Origin of the sequence: Rothia uropygioeca, from assembly GCF_004136585.1 — a bacterium.
Taxonomy (GTDB): domain Bacteria; phylum Actinomycetota; class Actinomycetes; order Actinomycetales; family Micrococcaceae; genus Rothia.
On sequence record NZ_NOIR01000001.1, the window covers coordinates 638,192 to 661,764 of the forward strand.

Sequence of the window (23,573 nt, forward strand, 5' to 3'; positions counted from 1 at the left end):
TGTGGTGTCGAAGCTCACACATACGTACCGCAATCAGCGGGACGCAGCGAGCACCGATCACTGAGGAGCACCCCATGCGACAGCCACTACTTCTAACCATCCCCGCCCTGGCCCTAGCAGCCCTGGCCCTATCGGCCCCACCGGCCACCGCCCACGAAGGCCACACCCAGGAATCAACCACCACCGACGAGGGATCGTGGACGACCATGGCCCACCTGGATAGCCTCAATAACTCCGGGACCACCGGTGAGGCGAGCGTGAAAGTCGACGGAAACAAAGCCACCGTGAGCATGACCGTCCAAGGCGCTGCCGAGACCTTCCAGAACGGCCCCTTCCCCCACGCCCAGCACATCCACATCGGAGCCGCCGGGACCTGCCCGGGCCCGGAACTGGACCAGAACGGTGACGGCGCCGTAAGCACCCCGGAAGCCCACCCCGCCTACGGGATGATCGCCTCGTCACTGACCGAGACCGGCGATACCAGCCCGGATTCTGCTCTGGCCGTGGACCGGTTCCCCGGCGGTAGCTCCTACACCTACGAACGGAGCATCGACATCGATGATGCGACCCAGCAGGCCCTGAAAGACGGGACCGCGGTCATGGTCGTTCACGGTGTGGACCCGGCGAATCTGAGCCAGACGGCTCAGCAGGAGATGAGTCCGCTGGATGATTCGTTGCCTTTGGCCGCGACCCTGCCGGCTGCCTGCGGGACCCTGAACGCTTCGCAAATGGGTGATGTCCCCGATGGTGGTGCCGATACCGGCGTTGGGCAGAAGACCGATCCCGCCTCGACCGTGATCACTGTAGGTGCCGGTGCTGCCGGATTGGTCGCTGTCGGTGGCGGAGCCGTGTACCTGCGTCGTCGTCAGCGGGCCTAGGCCCGGAAGCGGTACAGCATGATGGCTGATTTCTTGGCTGGCGGCCGCGGATTCCTCAGGGTCTCCGCGGCTGCCGCTGTCCTGCTGGTATCGGCCTGTGCCCCAGACCCGGGACAAGGCACAGCCACGCCCGAGCCGTCCGACGCTACGCCGACGACATCGCAGTCACCCAACAACGAGTCCTCGGCATCTACTCCGGAACCAACGCACAGCGACCCGACTTCCCCGGAACCGACAAGGACCGAGACACAAGGCGGTGGGGGAGCGGTCCTGAAATCTTCGCGCCCGACCTCACTGCGAATTCCCTCGATCGGGGTCGATACCAAGCCTCTCAGACTCGGCCTGAACAAGAACCATCGACTCGAGGTGCCCCCGGGCGATCCTGGTTCACCGGCAGGCTGGTACGACCAATCACCGACGCCAGGAGAGCGCGGCCCGTCCGTATTCCTCGGTCACGTCAACGCGACGGATGGGGGAGACGGGGTCTTCGCGGACCTTCGGTCGTTGAAATCAGGGGACCAGGTCACAGTGGCTCGGGAAGACGGCTCCGAAGCCCGATTCACGGTCAAGAAGGGCAAGGCGTATTCGAAGGACCGATTCCCGACCGCCGAAGTCTACGGCCACACGGATGACGCCCAATTGCGTCTGATCACCTGCGACGGTTACGACGCCTCTTCCGGCCTCTTCGACGACAATTACGTGGTCTACGCGAGTCTGGACCGCCAAAAATAAGTCGAGCAGGAGATAGGCAGACCGCAGATGCGTTCGGTATCTGCAGCCCCCCCCCTTGGCTCTGCCTGGATCAGCTGACGTCTCGATGGTTAAGTCATTTCAGATCCCCTCCGCGAATCCCTGAAGACCCCAGGCAGTACGCTCGCGTTCCTAGTCAGGCCGCCCGCGGCTTCCGGAGGGCAATCCCCCTGAGTTACCGAGTGCTTATCCATGTGCAGCACGCCGGTATGGATCTTCTCGGCGAGCCGTCCGCCCCGTTCCAGCAAGACCCAAACTTCGAGGGCCCCTTTCGGGTCGGTGACCCAAGTGACACTATGGGAGTAGGCCTTGTGTCCGCGAACAGAGCGCAACGGTCGATGGCTGTAAAGACAGCTTGCTCAACACTGCACCCATGAGGAGGCATTTCATGAGCACCAATGTCCAACGGGATAGCTTTTCCGACATCGCCGAACTCGCCGCGCAGCTACGCGTGGATTCCATCCGTTCGAGCACCGCAGCAGGCTCCGGCCATACGACCTCGTCGATGTCAGCGGCAGACGTTCTTGCCGTTCTCATCAGCCGGCATCTGCGCTACGACTGGGACAATCCGAAGAGCTCGTACAACGATCACCTGATCTATTCCAAGGGCCACGCATCGCCCCTCGTCTATTCGGTTCTCAAGGCCGCAGGCCAGATATCCGATGATGAGATGGTGACCGGGTACAGGCAGTTCGGGCAACGGCTTCAGGGCCACCCGACGCCGGAGTTGCCGTGGATCGATGTGGCAACAGGTTCGCTCGGACAAGGACTGCCTGACGGCGTCGGCATCGCCCTCGCGGGGAAATACCTGGACAAACTCCCCTACACCACCTGGGTATTGTGCGGGGACAGCGAAATGGCGGAGGGCTCCATATGGGAAGCACTCGACAAGGCCTCCTACTACGAGCTGGACAACCTGGTCGTCGTCGTCGACGTCAACAGGCTCGGCCAGACGGGCCCCACCGAACACGGGTGGGACATCGAGACTTATATGCGCCGGGCCGAATCCTTCGGAGCTGCGGCGGTGAAAATCGACGGCCACGACCTGCATTCGATCGACGACGCTCTTGCCGCTGCCGGCATAGGTGGCGGCCGCCCGACCGTGATTCTCGCCCAGACGATCAAGGGCAAGGGATTCTCCGAAATCGAGGACAAGGACGATTGGCACGGCAAGCCGTTGCCCGAGGACGCGGCGGACCGAGCGATCAGCGAACTGGGCGGTGAACGTGACCTCCGAGTGCTCGGTCTCGCCCCTGAAGAGACCGGCGAACCTCATCGAATCGAAGAGACGCAGGTCCAGTTGCCGTCCTACGAAATCGGTGACGAAGTCGCGACCCGTCAGGCGTACAGCGACGCACTCGTGGCACTCGGCCACAGTGGCCCTCGGGTGGTCGCTCTTGACGCGGAGGTCGGAAACTCGACTCACACCGACGATTTCGGGGAAGCCTTCCCCGAGCGTTACTTCCAAATGTTTATTGCCGAGCAACAGCTCATCGCCGCCGCAACCGGCCTGAACGTCCGTGGTTACAAGGCCTACGCATCGACCTACGCCGCATTCTTGACCCGAGCTTTCGATTTCATCCGTATGGCCGCGATCTCCGGTGCGGATCTGCGTATCGCAGGGTCACACGCGGGGGTCGAGATCGGTCCGGACGGTCCTTCCCAAATGGGCGTCGAAGACCTCGCGATGTTTCGGTCCGTGCACGGTTCCACGGTCGTCTACCCCAGTGACGCCGTCAGCGCGGCCGCTCTGACCGCGCAGATGGCGGACCGTTCGGGAATCAATTATCTGCGCGCAACTCGCGGTACATTGCCCGTGATCTACTCCGAAGAGGAGAAGTTCCCCATCGGTGGTGCAAAGACATTGCGAGCCGGCGACGATGACGAGGTAACTCTCATCGGGGCCGGAGTCACTCTTCACGAGTGCCTCGCCGCGGCGGACGCCTTGAGCGAGAAGGGAATTTCCGCACGGGTCGTCGATTGCTACTCGGTCAAACCCCTGGACGCAGAGACCCTCCGAGGAGCCGTGAACGCCGCGGGCGGGAATGTCGTGATCGCTGAAGACCACCATCCAGAAGGTGGCCTCGGCGAGGCGGTCGTCTCCGTGCTTGCCGGACAGGTCTCTCCTCTGCGAGTCACGCATCTCGCAGTTGAAGGCATGCCGGGATCCGGTACCAGCGCCGAGCTGCTCGATTGGGCGGGAATCGATGCCCAGCACATTGTCGAGGCAGCAGAACAACAAGTGGCCAACGGAGGTTCATCGACAATCTGATCTGATTCTGAAGTGGTACCCGCGAGAGTCGGTCCGTGAACGAGGGCCTGTCCCCGCGGCAGTTCTTCGCCCGGCGTTTGAAAGGTGACGTGATGTCTACATTTGAGTATTCGGCTTCAGAGAGCCCAGCCGTTACGCGCAATGTCCCCCGGTCCCGGGGCAGGATTGTGGTCGATTGGCTCACGTCCACGGACCACAAGACCATCGGCTACATGTACATGATCGCGTCCTTCACGTTCTTCCTGCTGGCCGGCATCATGGCCCTCGTGATGCGCCTCGAGCTGTTCCAGCCCGGAATGCAGATCCTGGAAACCAAGGATCAGTTCAACCAGTTGTTCACCATGCACGGCACCCTGATGCTGCTGATGTTCGGAACCCCGCTGTTTATTGGGTTCGCCAACGTGCTGGTTCCATTGCAGATCGGTTCTCCGGACGTCGCTTTTCCGCGTCTCAACGCTTTGGCGTTCTGGTTCTTCCTCTTCGGCTCGCTGGTCGCAATCGCCGGGTTCATCACCCCGCAGGGAGCAGCGTCCTTCGGCTGGTTTGCCTATGCGCCGTTGAACTCGTCGACGTACACCCCGAGTGTCGGTGGCGACCTGTGGGTCTTCGGCCTTGCCCTACAGGGCTTCGGCACCATCATGGGCGGCGTCAACTTCATCACGACGATTCTGTGCATGCGCGCACCCGGGCTGACCATGTGGCGGGTTCCGCTCTTCACCTGGACGGCCTTGATCAACGCCATACTCATCATTATGGCTTTCCCGCCTTTGGCGGCTTCGCTCTTCGCGCTCGGCATGGACCGCAGGCTGGGCGGCCATATCTTCGACGCCGAAAATGGCGGTTCGATCCTGTGGCAACACCTCTTCTGGTTCTTCGGGCACCCCGAGGTCTACATCCTGGCCCTACCCATGTTCGGCATCGCATCCGAGATCATCCCGGTGTTCTCACGCAAACCGATCTTCGGGTACAAGGGACTCGTCTACGCGACGATCGCCATCGGTGCGCTGTCCGTGACCGTGTGGGCCCACCACATGTACGTCACCGGTTCGGTCATGCTTCCGTTCTTCGCGTTCATGTCCATGATGATCGCGGTTCCGACCGGTGTGAAGTTCTTCAACTGGATTGGCACGATGTGGCAGGGATCCATAACTTTCGAGACGCCACTCTTATGGATCTTCGGATTCCTGCTGACCTTCTTGTTCGGCGGCATCACCGGGATCATCCTGGCTACTCCTCCGCTGGACTTCCACTTGTCCGATACCTATTTTGTGGTCGCGCACTTCCACTACACGGTCTTCGGAACGGTTGTGTTCTGCATGTTCGGTGGCATCTACTTCTGGTGGCCGAAGTTCACCGGCAAGATGCTCAACGAACGACTGGGCAAAATCCACTTCTGGTTGCTGTTCATCGGTTTCCACACGACCTTCCTGATCCAGCACTGGCTGGGTGTGGACGGAATGCCGCGTCGTTATGCTGATTACATGCCCGAGGACGGTTTCACCTGGATGAACCAGTTCTCGACCGTCGGCGCCATGATTCTGGCGGTGTCGATGTTGCCGTTCTTCTGGAACGTCTACATCACGACCCGCAACGGCAAAAAGGTTGAAGTCGATGATCCGTGGGGCTTTGGAAGCTCCCTGGAATGGGCGACATCCTGCCCGCCGCCGCGTCACAACTTCACGGCCCTGCCGCGAATCCGCTCGGAACGGCCTGCACTGGATCTGCACCATCCCGAGCTGTCCACCAACCACGACGTCGCGTCGGCCGCCCGCAGAGCGGCTGATCGCGTCAACAACTGAGAAGATAGTGGGTGGACGTCTGACGGAAGCTGAGGCTGCTCCGGCCGGAAAGTAGGGGATGCACACGATGGCTGCGGCGACGGATATCTGGACCCTGGGGCCGGAATCGAATTTTGCTCTGACATCGAGCCTGCTCCTGACCTCGTTTGTCCTGTCGAGCATCATCGGCTTCGAACGTCAGCTTCGTCAGAAGCAAGCTGGCCTGCGCACCCTCATCCTCGTGGGGACAGGCTCCGGGTTGTTCACGATCGTTTCGGGCTATGGGTTCGGGACCTTGCTGGGCTCCGACGTCGTACTGGACCCTTCGAGGGTCGCTGCGCAGATCGCCTCCGGAATAGGCTTTCTCGGTGCGGGAGTGATCTTCACCCGCAAGAATTTTGTGCGCGGGTTGACCACGGCCGCATCCATTTGGGTCACGGCCGCCGTGGGCATGGCCGCGGGGGCGGGACTGCCGTGGATCGCAATTGAAGGTACGATCCTGTACTTGATTGCCACAACCGTCCTCATGCCCATCGTGACGAGGCTTCCCGGGGCGTCGGACCGGAACGTTCTCCGGCTCACCTACATTGATGGGCACGGAATCCTGAGGGATATCTTGTCCGAAGCGACGTCGATGGGCTATACGGCGCAGATCGAGTCGACCGAGAGAATCGGCGACAAAGTAGTGTTGCGCGCGAGATTTCGGGGGCGCCCGCCACTGCGTTCTCTCGTCGCCACTTTGACGGAGCTTTCGGGAGTGGTCAGCGTCAGGATTTCACAGGACACTGAGGGCGGTCCCAACGACGAGGATTAGAGTTCTCAGACCCAGGAAGAACTAGCGGTGGCCGTTGCCGAAAGCCGGCAACGGCCACCTGAGAATCGGTTGTTTTTGTCTCCGGAGATCCCGTTTAGACGGAATCGCTCGTGGTCTCGAACCGCTCCCACACGCGATGCTTGCTCAGCAAGTCGGTCATTCCTCGCAGCACCTCATCAGGACTTGAGCCCGTGACGATGCCCGGATCGTCGAGCGAGTATCCGGCGCCGTGCAGCGCATCCGTTCCGGGTCCCCAAGCGCCGATTGCCTTGCCATGTCTCCATGACTCGTCGAGCAGCAGATCCACGCGGGGATCGAGGCCGGAGCCGGCTCGGACGCCGGTTTTGGCATCCTGACGTTTGGAGTCCGCCGCTTTCTTGGACGGTGCACCCGCCAGGATGATTGCGTCGAATTCCACGGAGCGAACGGTCGTGAGAGTTTTGGTGACGGGTACGCCGGAGACTTCGCCGCCGCGGGTGGACACGATGTTCGGGACCATGGAGGATTCGACGATGCTCTCGTGGAGATCTGCCAATCCTTCCGGAGGGTCTTGGGGATCCACGACGATGCCGATGACCCGACCATCCACGGGCCATGCGCCCCTGATCTGCGACAAGGCAGGGCTCCGGTCGTCGCCGGTTTGCGCGAGCCCTTGGGCATCAGGCGTGGGCAGGCCCAGGCTGTCGGCCACTTGCTGACACAGCGACTTGTCGATCCGGGCGAGATTCTCTACCTGGCGCTTTTGGACTGCCGTTTCGTAGCATTTTCCGAGCTCGAATGAATATGCACCTACGACGTGGTCCTTTTCGATGTCGGTCAAACTGTTCCAGAACAGTCTGACCTGACTGAAATGGTCGTCGAAGCTCGCGGGAGCGGCGCGGGTCTTGACTGACTCGGCAACCGTAACGGGCAGGTCCGTGAAGGCCCCATCGGCTTCCGTTGCGGCAAATGGATTATTGCCGTCCAAGGAATTCGGCTTGTAGGGCGCGACGCCGGTATGGTCGGCCTGCTGCCCGTATCCGTCTCGGAACATATCGTTGACCGGGGCATGCGGTCGGTTGATGGGTAACTGATTGAAATTCGGTCCGCCGAGGCGGGTCAGCTGCGTGTCAATGTATGAGAACAGGCGCCCCTGCAACAAAGGGTCGTCGGTGACGTCGATTCCTGGCGGCAGATGACCGGGGTGGAACGCAACCTGTTCGGTCTCCTCGAAATAATTGCGCGGGTTGGAATCGAGGACCATCCGACCGATGAGCTGAACCGGCACCTTTTCTTCAGGGACGATTTTGGTGGGGTCCAGGAGGTCAATTCCTTCATACATCTGTTCGACAGTGTCCTCGAAAACCTGAATTCCCAGTTCCCATTCCGGGTAGGCACCGGACTCGATAGCGTCGGCTAAGTCTCTGCGGTGGAAGTCGGGATCCATGCCCCCAGTGATCTGGGCTTCTTCCCAGGTCATGGAATGAACACCGAGTTTGGGTTTCCAATGGAATTTCACCAGACACGTTTCTCCCGATGCGTTCTGCAACCGGAACGTGTGGATGCCAAAGCCCTCCATCATCCGGTACGAACGAGGGATCCCGCGGTCGGACATGTTCCACATCGTGTGATGTTGTGCTTCGGTGTGCAAAGAGACGAAGTCCCAGAACGTGTCGTGGGCGCTCTGTGCCTGGGGGATCTCACGGTCCGGGTGCGGTTTGCCCGCGTGGATGACGTCCGGGAACTTGATCGCATCCTGGATGAAGAACACCGGGATGTTGTTTCCCACCAGGTCGAAGGTGCCTTCTTCGGTGTAGAATTTAGTCGCGAAACCGCGGGTGTCTCGCACCGAGTCGGCGGACCCCCGGGATCCCAAGACCGTTGAGAACCGCACGAATACCGGTGTCTTCTTGCCCTGAGCCAGGAATCCTGCCCTGGTGACCGAATCCGCATTGCCGTAAGCCTCGAAGAACCCGTGGGCGCCGGCACCACGGGCGTGGACCACTCGTTCCGGTACACGTTCGTGATCGAAGTGCGTGATCTTTTCTCTGAAGTGGTGATCCTGAAGTAGGGACGGGCCGCGTTCTCCGGCCTTGAGCGAGTGATCGGTGTCCCGCAATCGGGAGCCGGCGGAGGTCGTCAGGAATGAACCGTGCTGAGCAATCGAATCGGGGTCCTCGTTGGCCACTTCTCCCGTCGGCGTGCGAGGCACGACCTTGTGCTGATCCTCACTGACACTCCACGGAGGCTGGGGGTTAGTCGGCTCTTTGGCCGAAGGACTCTCGACGTTGGGACGGCCTGGGGGCGGGGTAGGAATCGGTTGAGGCTCCTGGCCCTTTGCAGGCTCGTGTGCTTCCGAGTGATCTTGTTGATTGTGTGACATTTTTATTGCCTTTCCCTTGATTGACCCGTGATTGTTCGGTCGTCAGGTCTACGGCTTGAGGACGACTTTGATGCAACCGTCCATCTTCTTCTGGAACATCTCGTACCCTTCCGGCGCTTGCTCCAGTGGAAGCGAGTGCGTGACGAGGTCTTCCACACCCAAGGGATCTTTCGGATCATCGACCAGGGGCAAGAGGTCGTCGATCCAATGCTTGACGTTGCACTGGCCCATCCGAATCTGCAGTTGCTTGTCGAACATCTGCAGCAGCGGCATGGGGCTCGCCTGGCCGCCGTAGACGCCGCTCAAGGAGAGCGTGCCGCCGCGCCGCACCAACGAGATGGCATCGTGCAAAGCCGAAAGCCGATCGACCCCGGCGTTCTTCATCACGCCGCGGGCGACCTTGTCCGGAAGCAGGCTCGAAGCCTGGTGTGCGAGTTTTCCCGCGGGAGAATGGTGGCTTTCCATCCCGACGGCGTCGACGATGGCGTCCGGCCCGCGGCCTTCGGTGGCGTCTTTGATCTTTTCGTAAGCCTCGTCGGTGGGTGCCAGGGCCGTCACGCCGTGACGCTCCGCCATCTGACGCCTTTCCGATACTGGGTCTGTTGCGAAGACCGTATATCCCCGGTGCACGCCAATACGCGCCGCGAACTGTCCGACCGGGCCCAGGCCAAAGACCACCATGGTTCCCTCGGACGGGACATCAGCATACTGGACGGCCTGCCAAGCGGTCGGAAGAATGTCGCTCAAGAAAAGGTAACGCTCGTCCGGTGCTTCGCGCCCGTCTTCTGCGCTGCCGATCTCAATAGGACCGAAGTCGGCGTGCGGGACCCGCAGGTATTCAGCCTGGCCGCCGGGAACCGATCCGTACAGCCGTGAATAGCCGAAGAGTTGAGCTCCACTGCCTGCAGAGGTGACCTGGGTCGTTTCGCATTGGGAGTACAAGCCTCTCCGGCACATCCAGCACCGACCGCAGGAAATGGTGAACGGAATGACGACGCGTGATCCCACGGTCAGGTTCGTCTCCGGCCCTGCTTCCTCGACGACGCCCATAGGCTCGTGTCCGACGACGTCGCCTTGGTCCATGAATGGCCCGAGCACTTCGTAGAGGTGGAGGTCAGAACCGCAGATTGCGGTTGAAGTGATACGGATGATGGCGTCGTCGTTCAGCTGCAGGGTCGGGTCCGGTACGTCCTCTACACTGACGTTGCGTTTGCCCTGCCACGTTACTGCTCTCATGATCGGCCTTCTTCCTAATGGGAACCGCGTCCGTTCCGTCGGGCGGCTGAAGACTACGTTCGCCCGGGAGGCTGCGCCCTTGAACTTCTGTGTGATGAGGATCGGCATGTGACCGGCCAGGATGCTGTTGGTCTTGGCCCTGGGCCGGAGGAGAATTTCCCGCAAAAAGCCGGAAAAGTCGGGCGGACTAGAATCCGAGGAACCCCTGGATCCCTACCGGCCGACTTGTCAGCTAGGAATGCTTAGTGGACTGTTTGCCTCTATGACGCCCCCCTTGGCCTTGTCCTCCGTGGACTGGGCCTCAGCGCCCTCCTTGCCGGCCTCATGCGGGTCGGCCGAGTTTTTCTCGCCAAAGCTTCCGGTGCTTTCCCGACCAGCTTCTCGCGGGTCGGCAGCGTTCTTGTCTCCGAAGCTTCCGGTGCTCTGCTCACCGCCCCTATGGGCTTGTTCTGCGGTGTCCTCGCGATTTCCGAACTGTCCAGGGTTGTTTTTGTCAGCCATAATCATGCCCTTTCCAATATTGGGAGGTTTTTCTTAGGGCTGTGCGCTTCATGATCCATGAAACTCTCTCGCAGCTTCTTTATCAAGCGCCTTCCGGGATTTTCTTGACCGAATTCGTCTCCGCCTCGACGATTCGCCCAAAAATTCCTTTACGAGTTGAGGTTCACATCGCCTGAGAAATGACTGTTAAATATAAGGGGGTCGAGGAATCGTTCTCTCGATCGGCTCCTCGACCCTGGCAGCTCGGACTGAAGCGCACATGTTTTGTCCGAGATTGCCCTCGCACGGATCACGGTTATTGTGTCGTCGAGCTATAAAAACTATATCTCGAAAGCAAAAATCGGCGTCGAAAACGCTTATCCTCCTGGTTAGTCATGCTTTGGTTACCGTGGGGTTCAGTGCTGTCGGCCACTGTGAATATGATACTCAGGCATATTTTCTTCGTTTGGTGTCCGTAACAACAACTAATAAGTCAGTACCTGTACCAGTGGGTAACAGTTCCGAGGCTGTTTTCGGGTTGTGAATATATTGCTGTGGCGGCCAGTATGTAGTCGCAATTCCGGCAGTGTGCTTCTCCGGAAATACGGCCTGGCCGGAGGTGAGGGACGGGGTGAAAATCCCTGGACAGGTCGCCTGAGGCATCGAAGACAGTGTTCGGCGAGCAGCCAGGGGAGCCGCTTCGCGGGGGAATCCCCCGGGTGGACCACGGCCAAAGAGCTCGCACGTGTCCCAGAGCCCGGAAGGGGGGGCGTCATTGTTAAATCCAGAGAAATGGTTCCGGAAGCAGGTTGTGACACCATCGTGGGATGGACCATGGCGTGGAAATTCATCCGGTGACGGAATCTCTGTCTCCGACCGGTTTCGAAGTGGTCTGCACTTGTGGCTGGGAAGTAGAGGTTACTGACCAAGAGGACGCGGCTTCTCAAAAACTCGGGCACCTGGGCGAATAAACTCAAGTCGAGCATGGGGTATTCGAAAGGGCCGGTGTGGGTCAGCGGTGTTCGTGATGAACCGACCTGCAATTTGATCTCTACCGGGCGCTCCGGTATTCGGGCCCTGCACCCTTCGAGGTCACTTTACTTCTCGATCAAATGGTCGGAAACCAGCACCCCGCTGGGTGCTTCGATCGCCGAATGTGATTGCGTTCCATGCGGGGAACCCATAGCCGCAATCGCGCTGGCGAGGTGAGCCGCGAACGCATCTGTCGATGGTCAGGTCCATGAGTCCCGCTTGGGCAGAAATATCGTCGGTCAAGCAACGGACGTGTTGGCGACTCAGCTCTGCGGCGACCATCGCGGGCCTCAGGGTGGCTTTGCGGTAGTCGCCTCTGTCCTTGTGCTGAAATTTTCGCACAGCGTGCGGGGCACTGACGGCCAACCTCTCAGCACGCAGGCACAACCGCAACCGGTGTGTCGTGGCGCACAGTTGATGGAGTGTTCTTCACTCACAAGGGAGGTTCCCATGACAGAGAGATCCTCGCGGCTCGGCGCTCGACATCTTTCCACCGGTTCACTGGTATTCATGATCATTGCCGCCTCGGCTCCATTGACGGTGCTGGCCGGTGGTGTTCCGACGAGCTTCGCCGTCTCGGGGCGCCTCGGTGTGCCCCTTTGCTATGTCGCTCTCGGCATCATTCTGATGCTCTTCGCGATCGGCTACGGAGCCATGAGCGGACATATCCACAACGCAGGGGCTTTCTACGCCTACATCACGGAGGGCCTTGGTGGGCGGCAAGGAATCGGGGCCGCAATCCTCGCGCTCGTCTCTTACAACATGATGCAGATTGGACTGTACGGGCTGTTCGGGTTCTCCCTCGCAACCTTGCTCAGTAGTTGGACAGGGTTTAGTTTCCCCTGGTGGGGTGCGGCCCTCATGGGCTGGCTCATTGTCGGTCCGCTGGGTGTCAACAATGTGGACCTGTCGGCCAAAGTACTGGGAGTGCTCGTCAGCCTCGAATTCCTCGTCGTCATCGTCGTCTGCGTCGTCGGTCTGTTCACTGCTCCTGAGGGCATCTCAGCTCAAACCATCAGACCTGGAGACTTTTTCACCAACGGAATAGGCGTCCTTCTGGCTTTCGGCGTTGCCTCATTCATGGGGTTCGAATCGGGAGCGATCTATTCCGAAGAGGCCAAGGACCCGCGAAGGACGGTTTCTCGAGCGACGTTCATTGCTGTCGGCATTATCGCCGTGTTCTATGCCTTCTCGTCGTGGTGCTTGGCCATGGGCATCGGACCTGGTGCGATCAACCAGCAGGCCGCCGAGTTCGGACCCGACCTGATCTTCGTCTGGCTTTCTCAGCTCGCCCCCGCCCTCTCGGAAATCTCCAACATTTTGTTCGTCACGAGTTTGCTCGCGGCTTTGATTGCTTTCCACAATGCGGCTGCGAGGTACTTCTTCGCCCTCGGTCGGTCGGGAGTACTGCCTCGCCCACTCGCCAAGTCCGGACGGGCAGGGGCGCCCGTCGGCGGCTCCCTGGCACAGTCCATGTTGGCACTGATCGTCGTCGTCATTTTTGCATTCCTCGGTGCCGGGTCCGATATGGGGGAGATGTTTCCCATCACGACCCTGTTCACCTGGCTCACCAATGCTGCAGCTTTCGGGCTCGTATTTCTGCTCGCCGTTACCTCGGTGGCGATCCTGGTTTGGTTCGTCCGCAATCCCCAAGGGCATGGTCCTTTCACCCGGTACATAGCACCATCCTTGGCGACCCTTGGTTTAGGGGCTGTGGCCCTGCTCATCCTCGTGAATTTCGACCTCATGATAGGTCCAGACAACCCCTCGGCTCTGGTGTTCATCATGCCGGGCATCATTATCGTCTCGGGCGTCCTAGGGCTGATCTGGGGGCAGGTCATTATTCGCCGACGACCAGAAACTGGGTTGGCGACCAAAGGTCTCGACCGCGTGACCGGACCCTCCGAAATACGTCTTCCCTCAGAAAGGAATTTCTCATGACTAATCCCCATATTGTCGTTGTCGGTGCCGGGTTCTCCGGGTTGGTAGCTGCGCGCGAACTGCACACGGCCGGCTTCGAGGTCGAAGTCGTCGAAGCCCGTGATCGCATAGGCGGCCGGGCCTGGACCGATGAACGGATGGGTCACACCCTCGAAATGGGCGCGACGTGGGTCCATTGGATGCAGCCCCACGTTTGGAGCGAGATAACGCGCTACGGCCAAACGATTTATCCCAGCCCTTACACGGATCAGGCCTATTGGGTAACCAACGGTGAAGTGCGATCAGGCAGCGAAGCCGACATCGACCGTTTGATGGAACGGCCAATGAACGCGATTTTCGAAGGGTCGAAGGAGTTCTTCCCGTACCCTCATAATCCGTTGCATGTACTGTCGAATGAGTTCGACGGCCCGGAGGAAATCCGCCAGCGTTTTCTGGCTGCGGATCAGACGAGCGTCCTGGATATTCTGCGCCAAGGGGACTTCAGTCAAGAAGAGATTGACCTCTGCGATTCCTACTGGTCGGCCGGTTACATCGGCGATCCGAACCGCGGTTCGTCGCTCATGGCCAAACAATGGGTCGCCTTGTCGGATCACCGGCAGTCCCTCATGGACGACCAAACCCTGCGGTTCAAACTCACCAACGGCATGCGCGGCATCTATCAGAACATTGCCCAAGACCTGAACTGTCCGCTGCGGCTGAATACGCCCGTCAGTAAAATCCGCCACGACGCTTCCTCATCCGTCGTCACCCTGGAGAACGGTGAATCCATTGCCTGCGACGCCGTGATCGTCACCGTTCCGCTAGGCGCTCTGGAGAACATCGAGTTCGAGCCCGGACTGCCGCCGGCCATGAGGTCGGTGCTCAAGGAAAAATGGAATTCCACCGGATGCAAGACTTGGATCAAGATCAAGGGGCACCACAGCATCTTTGGCTATGCGCCGACCCCTGCCCGGGGAGCGCTTCTACGTAGCGAGTACTTTCTGCCCGACGGCGATACCATCTGTGTCTGCTTCGGTTCCCAGCATGACCAAGTCGATGTGAGCGACCCGAAGTCGGCCCAAAAGATCGTGGATCAATGGCGGCCTGATCTGGAAGTCGTGGACTGCACTGGGCACGATTGGGTCGCTGACAAATGGAGTGGTCAGGCATGGGCGACACTCAAGAAAGGACAGTTCACCAATGGGTGGCATCATTTCCACGAAACCGGGACCCGCTTGCGTTTCGCCGGAGCCGACTGGGCGCAGGGATGGCGCGGCGTCGTCGTGGACGGGGCAATAGAGACCGGGCTCTCGGCTTCTCGGCGGTTGATTCGTGAACTTGCTTGAGCGTCCCTGAACGCTCAGAGAAGTCTTCCTCGCAGCGGTGAACCGGCCGTGGTGTGAGGCTTATCCAGACCAACTGACCCCGGGCAGTCGTTCAGCACGTTGCGCGCCTGTCGTGCGCGACGATGGTCGGAGCAAAGACCGAGAGCGGGCCGCTGCCATGGCGCGCTCTCGGTCCTTACTCGGCCGAAGAACGTCACGGACGAGACTGGTCCGAGGTGGTCTCTTCCGTCCTGTCGAAGTCGTTGATCACCGTCGCCTGTTCCTGACGGATCTGCTGGATAGGCATTGAGTTGGTCTCGATGTCTTCCAATGTGCGGCCTCGTGTCTCCGGGACGAAGAACTTCACGAATAGCACTCCGAGGATGCAGATGACTCCGAAAATCGCGAATACGGCTTCTTGCGGCATGGATGCCGTCATGATCGGGAAGAGCAAACCAACCGCAAAGGAGCCGATCCAGTTGAACGACGAAGCGACCCCACTCGAACGTCCGCGGATGACCAACGGGAAGATCTCGCCCACAATCACCCAGGTCAGGGGCGCCCAGGTGAACGAGTAGAACGCCACGTAGAGGCTCAGGAAGATCACGATCATCATGGGGTTCACATCGCTGAACACGGTGTTGATCAGGGCCGGCAGGATGAATGAGAGACCCATGACGAGCCCACCCATGATGAGGAAGGTTCGTCGGTTGAACTTGTCCGCGATCACCAGGAACAAAAGGGAACCCAGGACCAGGATGATGCCCTGGACAATGGGCCACAGAAGAGCGCTACTGGCAGAGCTTCCCGTGGCCGTCTCCACGATCAGCGGGATGTAGTAGAAGATCGCGTTGGCGCCCTGGAATTGCTGGAACGCGGCGATGCCGACGCCCGCGATGACAAGATACCGATACTTGCCGTTGAACAGGGTCGCAAAGGACGTCGACTTCTGTGCTCGGGACTCGAGCTGTGCTGTCTCCTTGATCAGGGTGAGTTCCCTCGTGATGTCATCGCCCTTGCGAATGAATCCCAGGACCCGGAGGGCTTCCTGATCCTTTCCGTGCTTGACCAGGAATCGCGGGGACTCGGGCAGACGGAGAACGCCGAAGTACAGGATGATGGCGGGAACGGCTGCCATGACGAGCATGGTTCTCCAGGCCCAGGCCTCGGGGAGGTCCTTGAGGAAGAAATCCACAAGATACGAAATCAGCATGCCGGAAACGATCATTGTTTGGTTGAGCCCCGACAGGCGTCCGCGGAGCTTGGCCGGAGCCAACTCGGACATGTACGCGGGGACCAGAGCAGACGCTGCGCCCACGGCGAGGCCGAGGAAGATTCGCATCAGTACCAGGTAGAAATCTCCCTGGTGGGGCGCGATTCCGCACAGGACCGATCCCGCCACGAAAACCAGGGCTGAAGCCAGAATCATCTTTCGGCGGCCGAAACGGTCGGAGAGTTGCCCGGCAAGGGCGCCGCCAAAAATGGCTCCGAACATCACACCGGAGGTGATCCAGCCGATGACTGTCGCATTGTCGTGCAGCTCCCAATCGTTCTGCAGAAATGGGAGGGCGCCGGTCATGACGCCGATGTCGTACCCGAAGAGGATGCCACCGAACGAACCGAAGAAGTATATGAATTTGCTGGAAATCTTGTGATCTGCTGCGGGCATGATCTCACTCCTTGTGAGCCCATTCGGCCCACTTCTCATCGTCGAGGAAGGGAGCACATGATCGTGAGTCGACGACGTCGACGAGACCGATGCTGCCCACAATGGCCGAAGCCGTGCATGTGGTCGGTGACGGACTCTTCTGACGCGCAGTTGTCCACGCTGACGCACTGCCCTTTCCATGTTGTACGCAGATGTTTGACGGTCGGGAGACAGTCTGGCCAAAAATGAGAGCGCTAACATTTACGTTGATGTGTAGGCTAGTTCACATTTTTAGGGCTTGTCAATGCTTCCTTTGGGCGCCCTTGGATGAGCGGGTCAGGCCCTCGGCGATGCTGTTGAGCGACGGATCACGAGTGTGGGGTCGACGGGTGTTGGGTCGGCCGGCGCGTCTTGGAGCTGGGCGACCAGGGCGGCGACCACACGCCCGCCCAGAGTGCGGAAATCCTGATGGACGGTCGTGAGTGGGGGTTGGAAGTATCCCGATTCGGGGAGGTCGTCGAAGCCCATCACGCTGATGTTTTCCGGAACGCCCCACCCTCCATCCCTGAATGCGGACAAGGCGCCCAGGGCCATCGCATCGTTGGCGGACAGGATGGCGGTTGGCTGAGGTTTGTCGGTGCGAGACATGAGGTCCGTGGCTATGCGGTACCCGCATTCCGGGGACCAATCGCCTTCGATTGTCTCAAAGCTCACTGCCAACTTTGTGCACTCATCGGTGGCTGCTCGGAGACGTTGCTGGGCATCGATCCAGTGGTGAGGCCCGCTCAGGAGGAGGATGTGTTTGTGGTGGAGTGCAGCAATGTGCTGGACGGCCAGTCTCATTCCGTGTTCCTGGTTCACGCTCATCGTGCTCAGATCGGACGCTTCGGTGCGGCTCGGGCCGACTACGATGAGCGGGACCCCAATAGTCGTGGCCCCTGCGTAGTGGACGAGTTCTTCATGAGCGGCAATGATGACTATGGCTTCGACCCCGCGATCGAGAAGCTGCCCCACGACGGCGTCGAATTCGGCCTTGGATCCTTCGCGAAGCGTTGTTAGCAACGTGGAATAGTTGCGAAGTCGCGCGGCTTCTTCGATTCCCACCAGCGTGTTGACTGGCCCGAAGAGGGCAGATCCACTCGTTACGACGCCGATGAGGCCGGATTTGTTGGTCACCAGGGTTCGCGCGGCATGGTTACGGCGGTACCCGGTTTCGCGAATTGCTTGCTCAACGCGTTCCCGTGTCTGGGGGCGCACTCCAGGGAAGCCGTTGATCACGCGGGACACCGTTTGGTGGGATACCTTGGCGAGTTGAGCTACTTCGGCCATGCTCGGACGGTGTGATGTGGCCATAAGGTGTTCTTCTCCAGGTGTCATGGACCGCCGCGGGTGCGGGCAGCTTCTGTCCGACGGCGAAGCGGCCGCAATGTTGTGCAAGCGGGTCGAGGGCGGTCGTGCTCTAGTCCAACGGTAATGGAAACAGCTGTCCGGGCCCGCCTCTGCGGGTGCTGGATGTGCCCCGTATGTGACGGATTGGTGCTTGCCAAGGTGGGCAACTTGTTGCAGGATGAGACCTACGTCGCAAATGTTAGCGATAACATCATCCTGGCGGGACGACGACGGCGTCGTTTCCTCCCAACGGAAAGACCACGGAAAGTTTCCACATGACACGGGACGACCGGAATGCAAACAACGATGAAACGCGGACGGCGGCCCGCGTAGCTCTGGAGAACGGTGATGCCTATTTGGGCATCGAGCTTGGGTCAACCAGGATCAAATCGTGCGCGATCCTGTCCGACGGGACGACGATCGGTACCGGGATCCACTCCTGGGAGAGCCACCGCGTCGGTGAGCACTGGAGCTACGACCTCGACGACGTGTGGGCGGGTGTGGCAGCCAGTTACGCGGACCTTGTCGCCGGATTCAGAGAGAACTACGCAGTGACTCCGAGATCATTCAGGGCTCTCGGAGTCTCCGCGATGATGCACGGATACCTGGCTTTCGATTCCCGGGATGAGCTGCTCGTCCCGTTCCGGACGTGGCGGGACACAACCACGGCGGCCGCCGCCGAAGAACTCACCGACCTCTTCCAGATCAATATTCCCTTGCGGTGGTCCATCGCGCATCTTCGTCAGGCCGTGTTGGATCGAGAAGACCACGTGAGCCGATTGTCCTTCCTGACGACTCTTTCCGGTTACGTGCACTGGCGACTCACCGGGGAGAAGGTCGTGGGAATAGGTGACGCTTCCGGCATGTTCCCGATCGATGCCACGGGCGGTGGTTACGACGAGCGTCTGCTCCTACAGTTCAACGCTGCCTTCGGCGGTGATCTGCCATCTGGGGATCTCAGAACAGTCCTGCCCCGTTGTCTTCGTGCGGGGCGGCGCGCGGGTGTGCTGACCGAGGCTGGTGCCCGGCTCCTCGACCCGTCCGGTGAGCTGCACCCCGGGATCCCGTTGTGTCCTCCGGAAGGCGACGCAGGTACCGGAATGGTGGCCACCAACGCGGTTCGTTCGGCTACCGGAAACGTGAGCGTGGGAACCAGTATTTTTGCGATGGTGGTCCTGGATAAGCAGCTCTCCGAGGTGCACCACGAAATCGACCTCGTAGCGACCCCCGCTGGCGACGACGTTGCCATGGTCCACTGCAACAACGGCTCATCCGAACTCAGCCAATGGGTTGGCCTCTTCACGCAGGTGGCCAGCGCATTCGGCACTCGCGAGCACATCGACCTGGACGAGGCCTACTCGATCATACTGACCGAGGCGCTGAGCGGCGACACCGATGCCGGCGGGCTTCTGAGCTTCAACAATGTTGCCGGCGAGCCGGTTATGGGATTCGAGGAAGGACGGCCACTGACCGTGCGTTCGTCTGGCAGTCGTCTGACGCTGTCGAACTTCATGCGCTCCCAGATCTACGGAATCTTAGCCCCCCTGGTGATTGGTCTGAACATCCTGAAGGAAGAGAACGTGGCTTTGGAGGCGCTCAGTGCTCATGGCGGTCTCTTCAAGACGGCCGGGGTCGCACAACGATTCTTGGCAGCCGCGACCAAGACGCCCGTCGTGGTCTCCGAGGAAGCCAGCGAAGGCGGCGCCTGGGGCATCGCGTTGCTCGCAGCTTTTGCTGGGACCGAGAACGCAGATTCTCTGCCCGACTATTTGGAACGGCACATTTTTGCATCCTCCGTATCTCGTCGGACCGAGCCGCGGCCTTCGGACGTTGCTGGCTTTGAGCGATACCTCCAGCGTTATCGCGATGCATTAGATGTGCAAATGGTTGCCGGACGAACCATTCCTTGAGTTCTCCTTCGAGACGACCCCCTGAGACCCATGAGATTCGCACGAGGAGCTTGCGACCTATGATTCACCAGCCGAACTTGCCCGTTTTTTCCGGCAGAGAAGCCATTGACGAGGCCAAGGAGCGCGTTGCGCACTTGCACGCCGAATTGCCGCGATGGCGCCTTGTGGTGTGGACCGCCGGAAATGTTTCGGAACGGGTGATCCGGAATCCGGGGGAAGGTCCCGGCCCGGACGATCTTTTCGTAATCAAGCCGTCCGGGGTCCGCTACGAGGATCTCACCGCGGACTCAATGGTTGTGTGCGATCTCGACGGAAACCTCGTGGAAGGCCATCATCGCCCCTCCTCAGATACGGCGGCCCACGCCTATGTCTACCGGCACATGGAAGGAGTAGGCGGGATCGTCCACACGCATTCGACCTACGCGACGGCTTGGGCCGCGGTCGGCCGCGAAATTCCGTGTGCCCTGACGATGATGGGCGACGAATTCGGCGGATCGATACCCGTTGGACCATTCGCCGTTATCGGCGACGATTCCATCGGCCGCGGAATCGTCGAAACTTTGCGGGACAGCAGGTCGCCTGCCGTCCTGATGAAGAATCACGGGCCGTTCACGATAGGCCCCACAGCAGAGGCTGCGGTCAAGGCTGCGGTCATGGTCGAAGAAGTGGCCAAGACGATGGTGGTCGCCGGCCAGGTCGGCGAGCCATTGGTTCTGTCCGACGACGTCGCCGAGCATCTGTACGACCGTTACCACAATGTTTACGGCCAACAGACTCCCGATCCCATTCGTTCAAGTCAAGGAGCACCAAAATCATGATGAAGAACCCTTTCGCGTCCAAGGAACTGTGGTTTCTGACGGGCAGTCAAGGCCTTTACGGGGAAGAAACCCTGTCCCAAGTGGCGCAGCAGTCACAGGCAGTGGTCGCTGCGCTGAATGAAACCTCCGATCTTCCGGTCAAGGTGGTGTGGAAGCCGGTCCTCACGGACTCCGAGCCCATCCTTCAAACGATCCTCGAAGCCGGTTCCGCACCCAATGTCATCGGCGTAGTCGCGTGGATGCATACCTTTTCTCCGGCTAAAATGTGGATCCGAGGCCTCGAGGCCCTTCGTAAGCCGTTATTGCATCTGCATACCCAGGCCGCCGCGGAATTGCCCTGGTCCACGATCGACATGGACTTCATGAACCTCAACCAGGCGGCCCACGGTGACCGGGAATTCGGATACATCCTCACTCGCATGGGGATCCCCCGAGTGAGTGTGGTCGGACATGTCAGCGAAGAATCCACGACGCGTCGCATAGGAGCGTGGGCACGCGCTGCAGCCGGATGGAACGAGGCGCAGAACATGAAGATGGTCCGCTTCGGCGACAACATGCGCAATGTCGCTGTCACTGAAGGCGACAAAACCGAGGCCGAAATTCGTTTCGGCATGTCGATCAACACTTGGTCCGTCAATGAACTCGCCGAGGCCGTGGCGGCCGTGCCTGAGGCGACGGTGGACGGTCTCGTCGACGAATACTTGGTGGAATACGACGTATCTCCTGAGCTGGTGCCCGGCGGTCCATCGCATAGTTCCTTGCGATATGCGGCCCGCCAGGAGTCTGCGATACGGAATTTTCTGGAAGCCACAGGAGCATCGGCGTTCACGGATACCTTCGAGGACCTTGGCGAACTTCGCCAGCTGCCTGGATTCGCGGTGCAACGCTTGATGGCTGATGGATACGGTTTCGGGGCAGAAGGCGATTGGAAAACCGGTGCCCTCATCAGGATCGCCAAGGTCATGGGGTTCGGGCTTCCGGGCGGGGCAAGCCTCATGGAAGATTATTGCTACAACATGGTCGGTGGTGAGGAGAAGATTCTCGGCGCGCACATGTTGGAGGTGTGTCCATCGCTGACGACGTCGAAGGCGTCCGTTGAAGTACACCCTCTCGGTATCGGCGACCGCGAGGATCCCGTACGAATGAAGTTCAATGCGGATTCAGGTCCCGGAGTCGTCGTTGCGATGTCCGACCTTCGGGACCGGTTCAGGCTCACTGCCAATGTCGTCGATGTCATCCAGCCCGACGAAGAGATGCCGAACTTGCCCGTGGCCAGCGCGGTATGGCAACCCCAACCGGATTTCCCGACGTCGGTCAGCTGCTGGTTGGCGGCCGGTGCGGCCCACCACACGGTGCTTTCGACGCAGGTTGACCTGGATACTTGGCGAGATTTTGCCAAAATCGCTCAGGTTGAACTCGCGGAGATCGATGCGGACACTACCGTGAACCGGTTCGAGGAAACTCTTCGCTGGAACTCCGTTTACTACCGCGTGGCCCAAGGGTTCTGATTCGTCAGCAAGGGTCAGACGGCGGACCGGCGGACCGGCGGGTCCTGTGGTGATGAGCTGGTGGCGTGCGGGTTGAAGCCTTCTGAGAAGGCGTGAGATCTATGCCTGGTGAATATCTGGTGGCACAACCATCGATTCCCCGGTCATTGCAGCTGACCTCGATTCAGAAGCCCCCTCGCCGAGCCCACGTAGGTGCCTTCTCGGGGCGGACGCCTATCCCGACGATGTAGGCCGGGACAGTCGTCACGGACGGGAAACGTCTGAGGAGGACCTTGAGGAATTTCGGAACCCGGATTTCCATTCCGTTCAGCACCGGCATGACGATCTTGGCGTGCATGAGTCGTTGCACATTCTGGGTGAGCACCGTGGCCACCAGCCTTCTCCGGCGAACGCGCGCGAGTATTTGGTCTCCGTGAACCTGCAGAAGCTTCCCCTGGTGAAGTGGCCCGGCGAGCAGTCGGGCCGCGGCCACCGCATCCTGTACGGCGAGGTTGATGCCGACTCCACCGACCGGAGACATGGCGTGAGCAGCGTCGCCGATGCACAAGACGCCCGGGGCATGCCACCGTCGAAGACGATCCACGCGCACATCGAGATGCTTGACGTCGTCCATCGACTCGATGCTGGAGACGTCTTCCGTGAGATCGGACAGCAGATCCGCAGTTTCGGCGCGGAAAACCTCGATGCCCCTTGCACGGATGCTGCTGTCGGTTCCCTTGCGGCCCAATTGCGCGACTTGGACGTATCCGCGGCGCGGGATTGCGATCACCGCGTGTCCGTTGTGGGTGCGTGGCAGAAGAGCTTCCCCAATGTTCCGTTCGGTCGTGATGCGGTACCACCAGACATCGAAATCTACGGGCAACTCTTTGGTCGGCAGGTCGACCGATGCACGAACAGCGGACCATCGGCCGTCACAGGCGACAGTAAGGTCAGCCAGTAGTCGACCGTTGCCTTGCGGCGCGGTGAAATCGACTCCTATCACGCGTTCTCCTTCGCGTACGGTTCCCGTGGCCTCGTGCTCGGTGAGCAGGGTGAACCGCGGTTCGTGCGAGGCGGCTTCGGAAATGAGGTTGAGCAGATCCCATTGCGGGACCATAGCTATATAGGGGTGACGCACGGGCAGTCTCGTAAAGTCCCCGACCACAACATCGGCACCGTCCTCGGCTGGGACCTTCACCTGGGAGATATGCGACTGGGGGAGGCGATCGAAACGGTCGAAGAGCCCGAGGTCGTCCAAGAGGGTCAGGGTGGTCGGATGGACCGTGTCGCCTCGGAAATCACGCAGAAAATCCGCGTGTTTTTCCAACACCGTGACCTCAATGCCTGCGCGGGCCAGCAAGAGCCCCAGGACCATGCCCGCCGGGCCGCCGCCGACGATAGCGCACGTTGCCTGGAGCAGATGGTCATGTGCCGGGTTGGTGGGGCTGGTGCTCATGATGAACTGACTTTCGTA

16 protein-coding genes are annotated in these 23,573 nt (G+C 60.1%); 10 read left to right on the forward strand and 6 right to left on the reverse strand.

What is annotated here, in order from left to right; genetic code table 11:
• Nucleotides 1-74: 74 nt before the first annotated feature.
• The 5 genes from EWR20_RS02790 to EWR20_RS02810 all read left to right on the forward strand — a co-directional run bounded on the left by EWR20_RS02790 (nucleotide 75) and on the right by EWR20_RS02810 (nucleotide 6,492).
• On the forward strand, nucleotides 75-878 hold the full coding sequence (locus EWR20_RS02790; RefSeq protein ID WP_129358782.1) for a hypothetical protein: 804 nt from the start codon (nucleotides 75-77) through the stop codon (nucleotides 876-878).
• Nucleotides 879-896: 18 nt separating this feature from the next.
• Entirely contained in the window at nucleotides 897-1,610 is a 714-nt protein-coding gene (locus tag EWR20_RS02795) for a class F sortase (protein ID WP_238147530.1), read from the forward strand.
• Nucleotides 1,611-2,016: 406 nt separating this feature from the next.
• Nucleotides 2,017-3,900: a transketolase gene (locus EWR20_RS02800; RefSeq protein ID WP_129358784.1), complete on the forward strand. Its 1,884-nt coding sequence runs from the start codon at nucleotides 2,017-2,019 to the stop codon at nucleotides 3,898-3,900.
• 92 nt (nucleotides 3,901-3,992) lie between these two features.
• Nucleotides 3,993-5,699 (forward strand): aa3-type cytochrome oxidase subunit I, encoded by a 1,707-nt coding sequence (gene ctaD, locus EWR20_RS02805; protein WP_129358786.1) that lies wholly within the window; start codon nucleotides 3,993-3,995, stop codon nucleotides 5,697-5,699.
• Nucleotides 5,700-5,766: 67 nt separating this feature from the next.
• A complete protein-coding gene (locus EWR20_RS02810) occupies nucleotides 5,767-6,492 on the forward strand; it encodes an MgtC/SapB family protein (protein ID WP_129358789.1) in 726 nt (241 codons plus the stop codon).
• A gap of 94 nt (nucleotides 6,493-6,586) precedes the next feature.
• On the opposite strand, the gene EWR20_RS02815 is transcribed toward EWR20_RS02810, so the two are convergent.
• The 3 genes from EWR20_RS02815 to EWR20_RS02825 all read right to left on the reverse strand — a co-directional run bounded on the left by EWR20_RS02815 (nucleotide 6,587) and on the right by EWR20_RS02825 (nucleotide 10,591).
• Nucleotides 6,587-8,854: a catalase gene (locus tag EWR20_RS02815; protein WP_129358791.1), complete on the reverse strand. Its 2,268-nt coding sequence runs from the start codon at nucleotides 8,852-8,854 to the stop codon at nucleotides 6,587-6,589.
• Nucleotides 8,855-8,902: 48 nt separating this feature from the next.
• The gene (locus EWR20_RS02820; RefSeq protein WP_129358793.1) at nucleotides 8,903-10,090 is read right to left on the reverse strand and encodes an alcohol dehydrogenase catalytic domain-containing protein; all 1,188 of its coding nucleotides are present in this window, start codon (nucleotides 10,088-10,090) and stop codon (nucleotides 8,903-8,905) included.
• Between the two features lie 228 nt (nucleotides 10,091-10,318).
• Nucleotides 10,319-10,591 carry a stress protein gene (locus tag EWR20_RS02825; RefSeq protein WP_129358795.1) on the reverse strand — a complete coding sequence of 91 codons (273 nt, stop codon included), beginning with the start codon at nucleotides 10,589-10,591 and terminating at the stop codon, nucleotides 10,319-10,321.
• A 1,461-nt stretch (nucleotides 10,592-12,052) separates the two neighbouring features.
• Here EWR20_RS02825 and EWR20_RS02830 point away from each other — a divergent pair.
• Both EWR20_RS02830 and EWR20_RS02835 read left to right on the forward strand, forming a co-directional pair.
• Nucleotides 12,053-13,543, forward strand: a complete 1,491-nt coding sequence (locus EWR20_RS02830; RefSeq protein WP_129358797.1) for an APC family permease — start codon at nucleotides 12,053-12,055, stop codon at nucleotides 13,541-13,543.
• Complete coding sequence (locus EWR20_RS02835; protein WP_129358799.1) at nucleotides 13,540-14,868, forward strand: NAD(P)/FAD-dependent oxidoreductase; 1,329 nt, start codon at nucleotides 13,540-13,542, stop codon at nucleotides 14,866-14,868. The genes EWR20_RS02830 and EWR20_RS02835 overlap by 4 nt, the downstream gene beginning before the upstream one ends.
• Before the next feature lie 193 nt (nucleotides 14,869-15,061).
• On the opposite strand, the gene EWR20_RS02840 is transcribed toward EWR20_RS02835, so the two are convergent.
• Complete coding sequence (locus tag EWR20_RS02840) at nucleotides 15,062-16,516, reverse strand: sugar porter family MFS transporter (protein WP_129358801.1); 1,455 nt, start codon at nucleotides 16,514-16,516, stop codon at nucleotides 15,062-15,064.
• 315 nt (nucleotides 16,517-16,831) lie between these two features.
• On the reverse strand, nucleotides 16,832-17,824 hold the full coding sequence (locus EWR20_RS02845) for a LacI family DNA-binding transcriptional regulator (RefSeq protein WP_165000937.1): 993 nt from the start codon (nucleotides 17,822-17,824) through the stop codon (nucleotides 16,832-16,834).
• Nucleotides 17,825-18,159: 335 nt separating this feature from the next.
• Here EWR20_RS02845 and EWR20_RS02850 point away from each other — a divergent pair, with 335 nt between their 5' ends.
• From EWR20_RS02850 to araA, 3 genes are read left to right on the forward strand one after another with little or no spacing between them, the layout of a single operon-like run.
• Nucleotides 18,160-19,794: a xylulokinase gene (locus EWR20_RS02850; protein WP_129358805.1), complete on the forward strand. Its 1,635-nt coding sequence runs from the start codon at nucleotides 18,160-18,162 to the stop codon at nucleotides 19,792-19,794.
• A 59-nt stretch (nucleotides 19,795-19,853) separates the two neighbouring features.
• Complete coding sequence (locus EWR20_RS02855; RefSeq protein WP_129358806.1) at nucleotides 19,854-20,612, forward strand: L-ribulose-5-phosphate 4-epimerase; 759 nt, start codon at nucleotides 19,854-19,856, stop codon at nucleotides 20,610-20,612.
• A complete protein-coding gene (gene araA / locus EWR20_RS02860) occupies nucleotides 20,612-22,120 on the forward strand; it encodes an L-arabinose isomerase (protein ID WP_129359413.1) in 1,509 nt (502 codons plus the stop codon). Before EWR20_RS02855 ends, araA begins: the two co-directional genes overlap by 1 nt.
• Before the next feature lie 163 nt (nucleotides 22,121-22,283).
• Here araA and EWR20_RS02865 read toward each other — a convergent pair whose 3' ends face one another.
• On the reverse strand, nucleotides 22,284-23,555 hold the full coding sequence (locus tag EWR20_RS02865; RefSeq protein ID WP_129358808.1) for an FAD-dependent oxidoreductase: 1,272 nt from the start codon (nucleotides 23,553-23,555) through the stop codon (nucleotides 22,284-22,286).
• Nucleotides 23,556-23,573 lie beyond the last annotated feature (18 nt).

Bases quoted from the DNA above. Each gene is read 5' to 3' on its own strand.
- EWR20_RS02790 (WP_129358782.1), top strand. From the start codon at position 75: ATGCGACAGCCACTACTTCTAACCATCCCCGCCCTGGCCCTAGCAGCC.
- EWR20_RS02795 (WP_238147530.1), top strand. From the start codon at position 897: ATGATGGCTGATTTCTTGGCTGGCGGCCGCGGATTCCTCAGGGTCTCC.
- EWR20_RS02800 (WP_129358784.1), top strand. From the start codon at position 2,017: ATGAGCACCAATGTCCAACGGGATAGCTTTTCCGACATCGCCGAACTC.
- ctaD (WP_129358786.1), top strand. From the start codon at position 3,993: ATGTCTACATTTGAGTATTCGGCTTCAGAGAGCCCAGCCGTTACGCGC.
- EWR20_RS02810 (WP_129358789.1), top strand. From the start codon at position 5,767: ATGGCTGCGGCGACGGATATCTGGACCCTGGGGCCGGAATCGAATTTT.
- EWR20_RS02815 (WP_129358791.1), bottom strand. From the start codon at position 8,854: ATGTCACACAATCAACAAGATCACTCGGAAGCACACGAGCCTGCAAAG.
- EWR20_RS02820 (WP_129358793.1), bottom strand. From the start codon at position 10,090: ATGAGAGCAGTAACGTGGCAGGGCAAACGCAACGTCAGTGTAGAGGAC.
- EWR20_RS02825 (WP_129358795.1), bottom strand. From the start codon at position 10,591: ATGGCTGACAAAAACAACCCTGGACAGTTCGGAAATCGCGAGGACACC.
- EWR20_RS02830 (WP_129358797.1), top strand. From the start codon at position 12,053: ATGACAGAGAGATCCTCGCGGCTCGGCGCTCGACATCTTTCCACCGGT.
- EWR20_RS02835 (WP_129358799.1), top strand. From the start codon at position 13,540: ATGACTAATCCCCATATTGTCGTTGTCGGTGCCGGGTTCTCCGGGTTG.
- EWR20_RS02840 (WP_129358801.1), bottom strand. From the start codon at position 16,516: ATGCCCGCAGCAGATCACAAGATTTCCAGCAAATTCATATACTTCTTC.
- EWR20_RS02845 (WP_165000937.1), bottom strand. From the start codon at position 17,824: ATGGCCGAAGTAGCTCAACTCGCCAAGGTATCCCACCAAACGGTGTCC.
- EWR20_RS02850 (WP_129358805.1), top strand. From the start codon at position 18,160: ATGACACGGGACGACCGGAATGCAAACAACGATGAAACGCGGACGGCG.
- EWR20_RS02855 (WP_129358806.1), top strand. From the start codon at position 19,854: ATGATTCACCAGCCGAACTTGCCCGTTTTTTCCGGCAGAGAAGCCATT.
- araA (WP_129359413.1), top strand. From the start codon at position 20,612: ATGAAGAACCCTTTCGCGTCCAAGGAACTGTGGTTTCTGACGGGCAGT.
- EWR20_RS02865 (WP_129358808.1), bottom strand. From the start codon at position 23,555: ATGAGCACCAGCCCCACCAACCCGGCACATGACCATCTGCTCCAGGCA.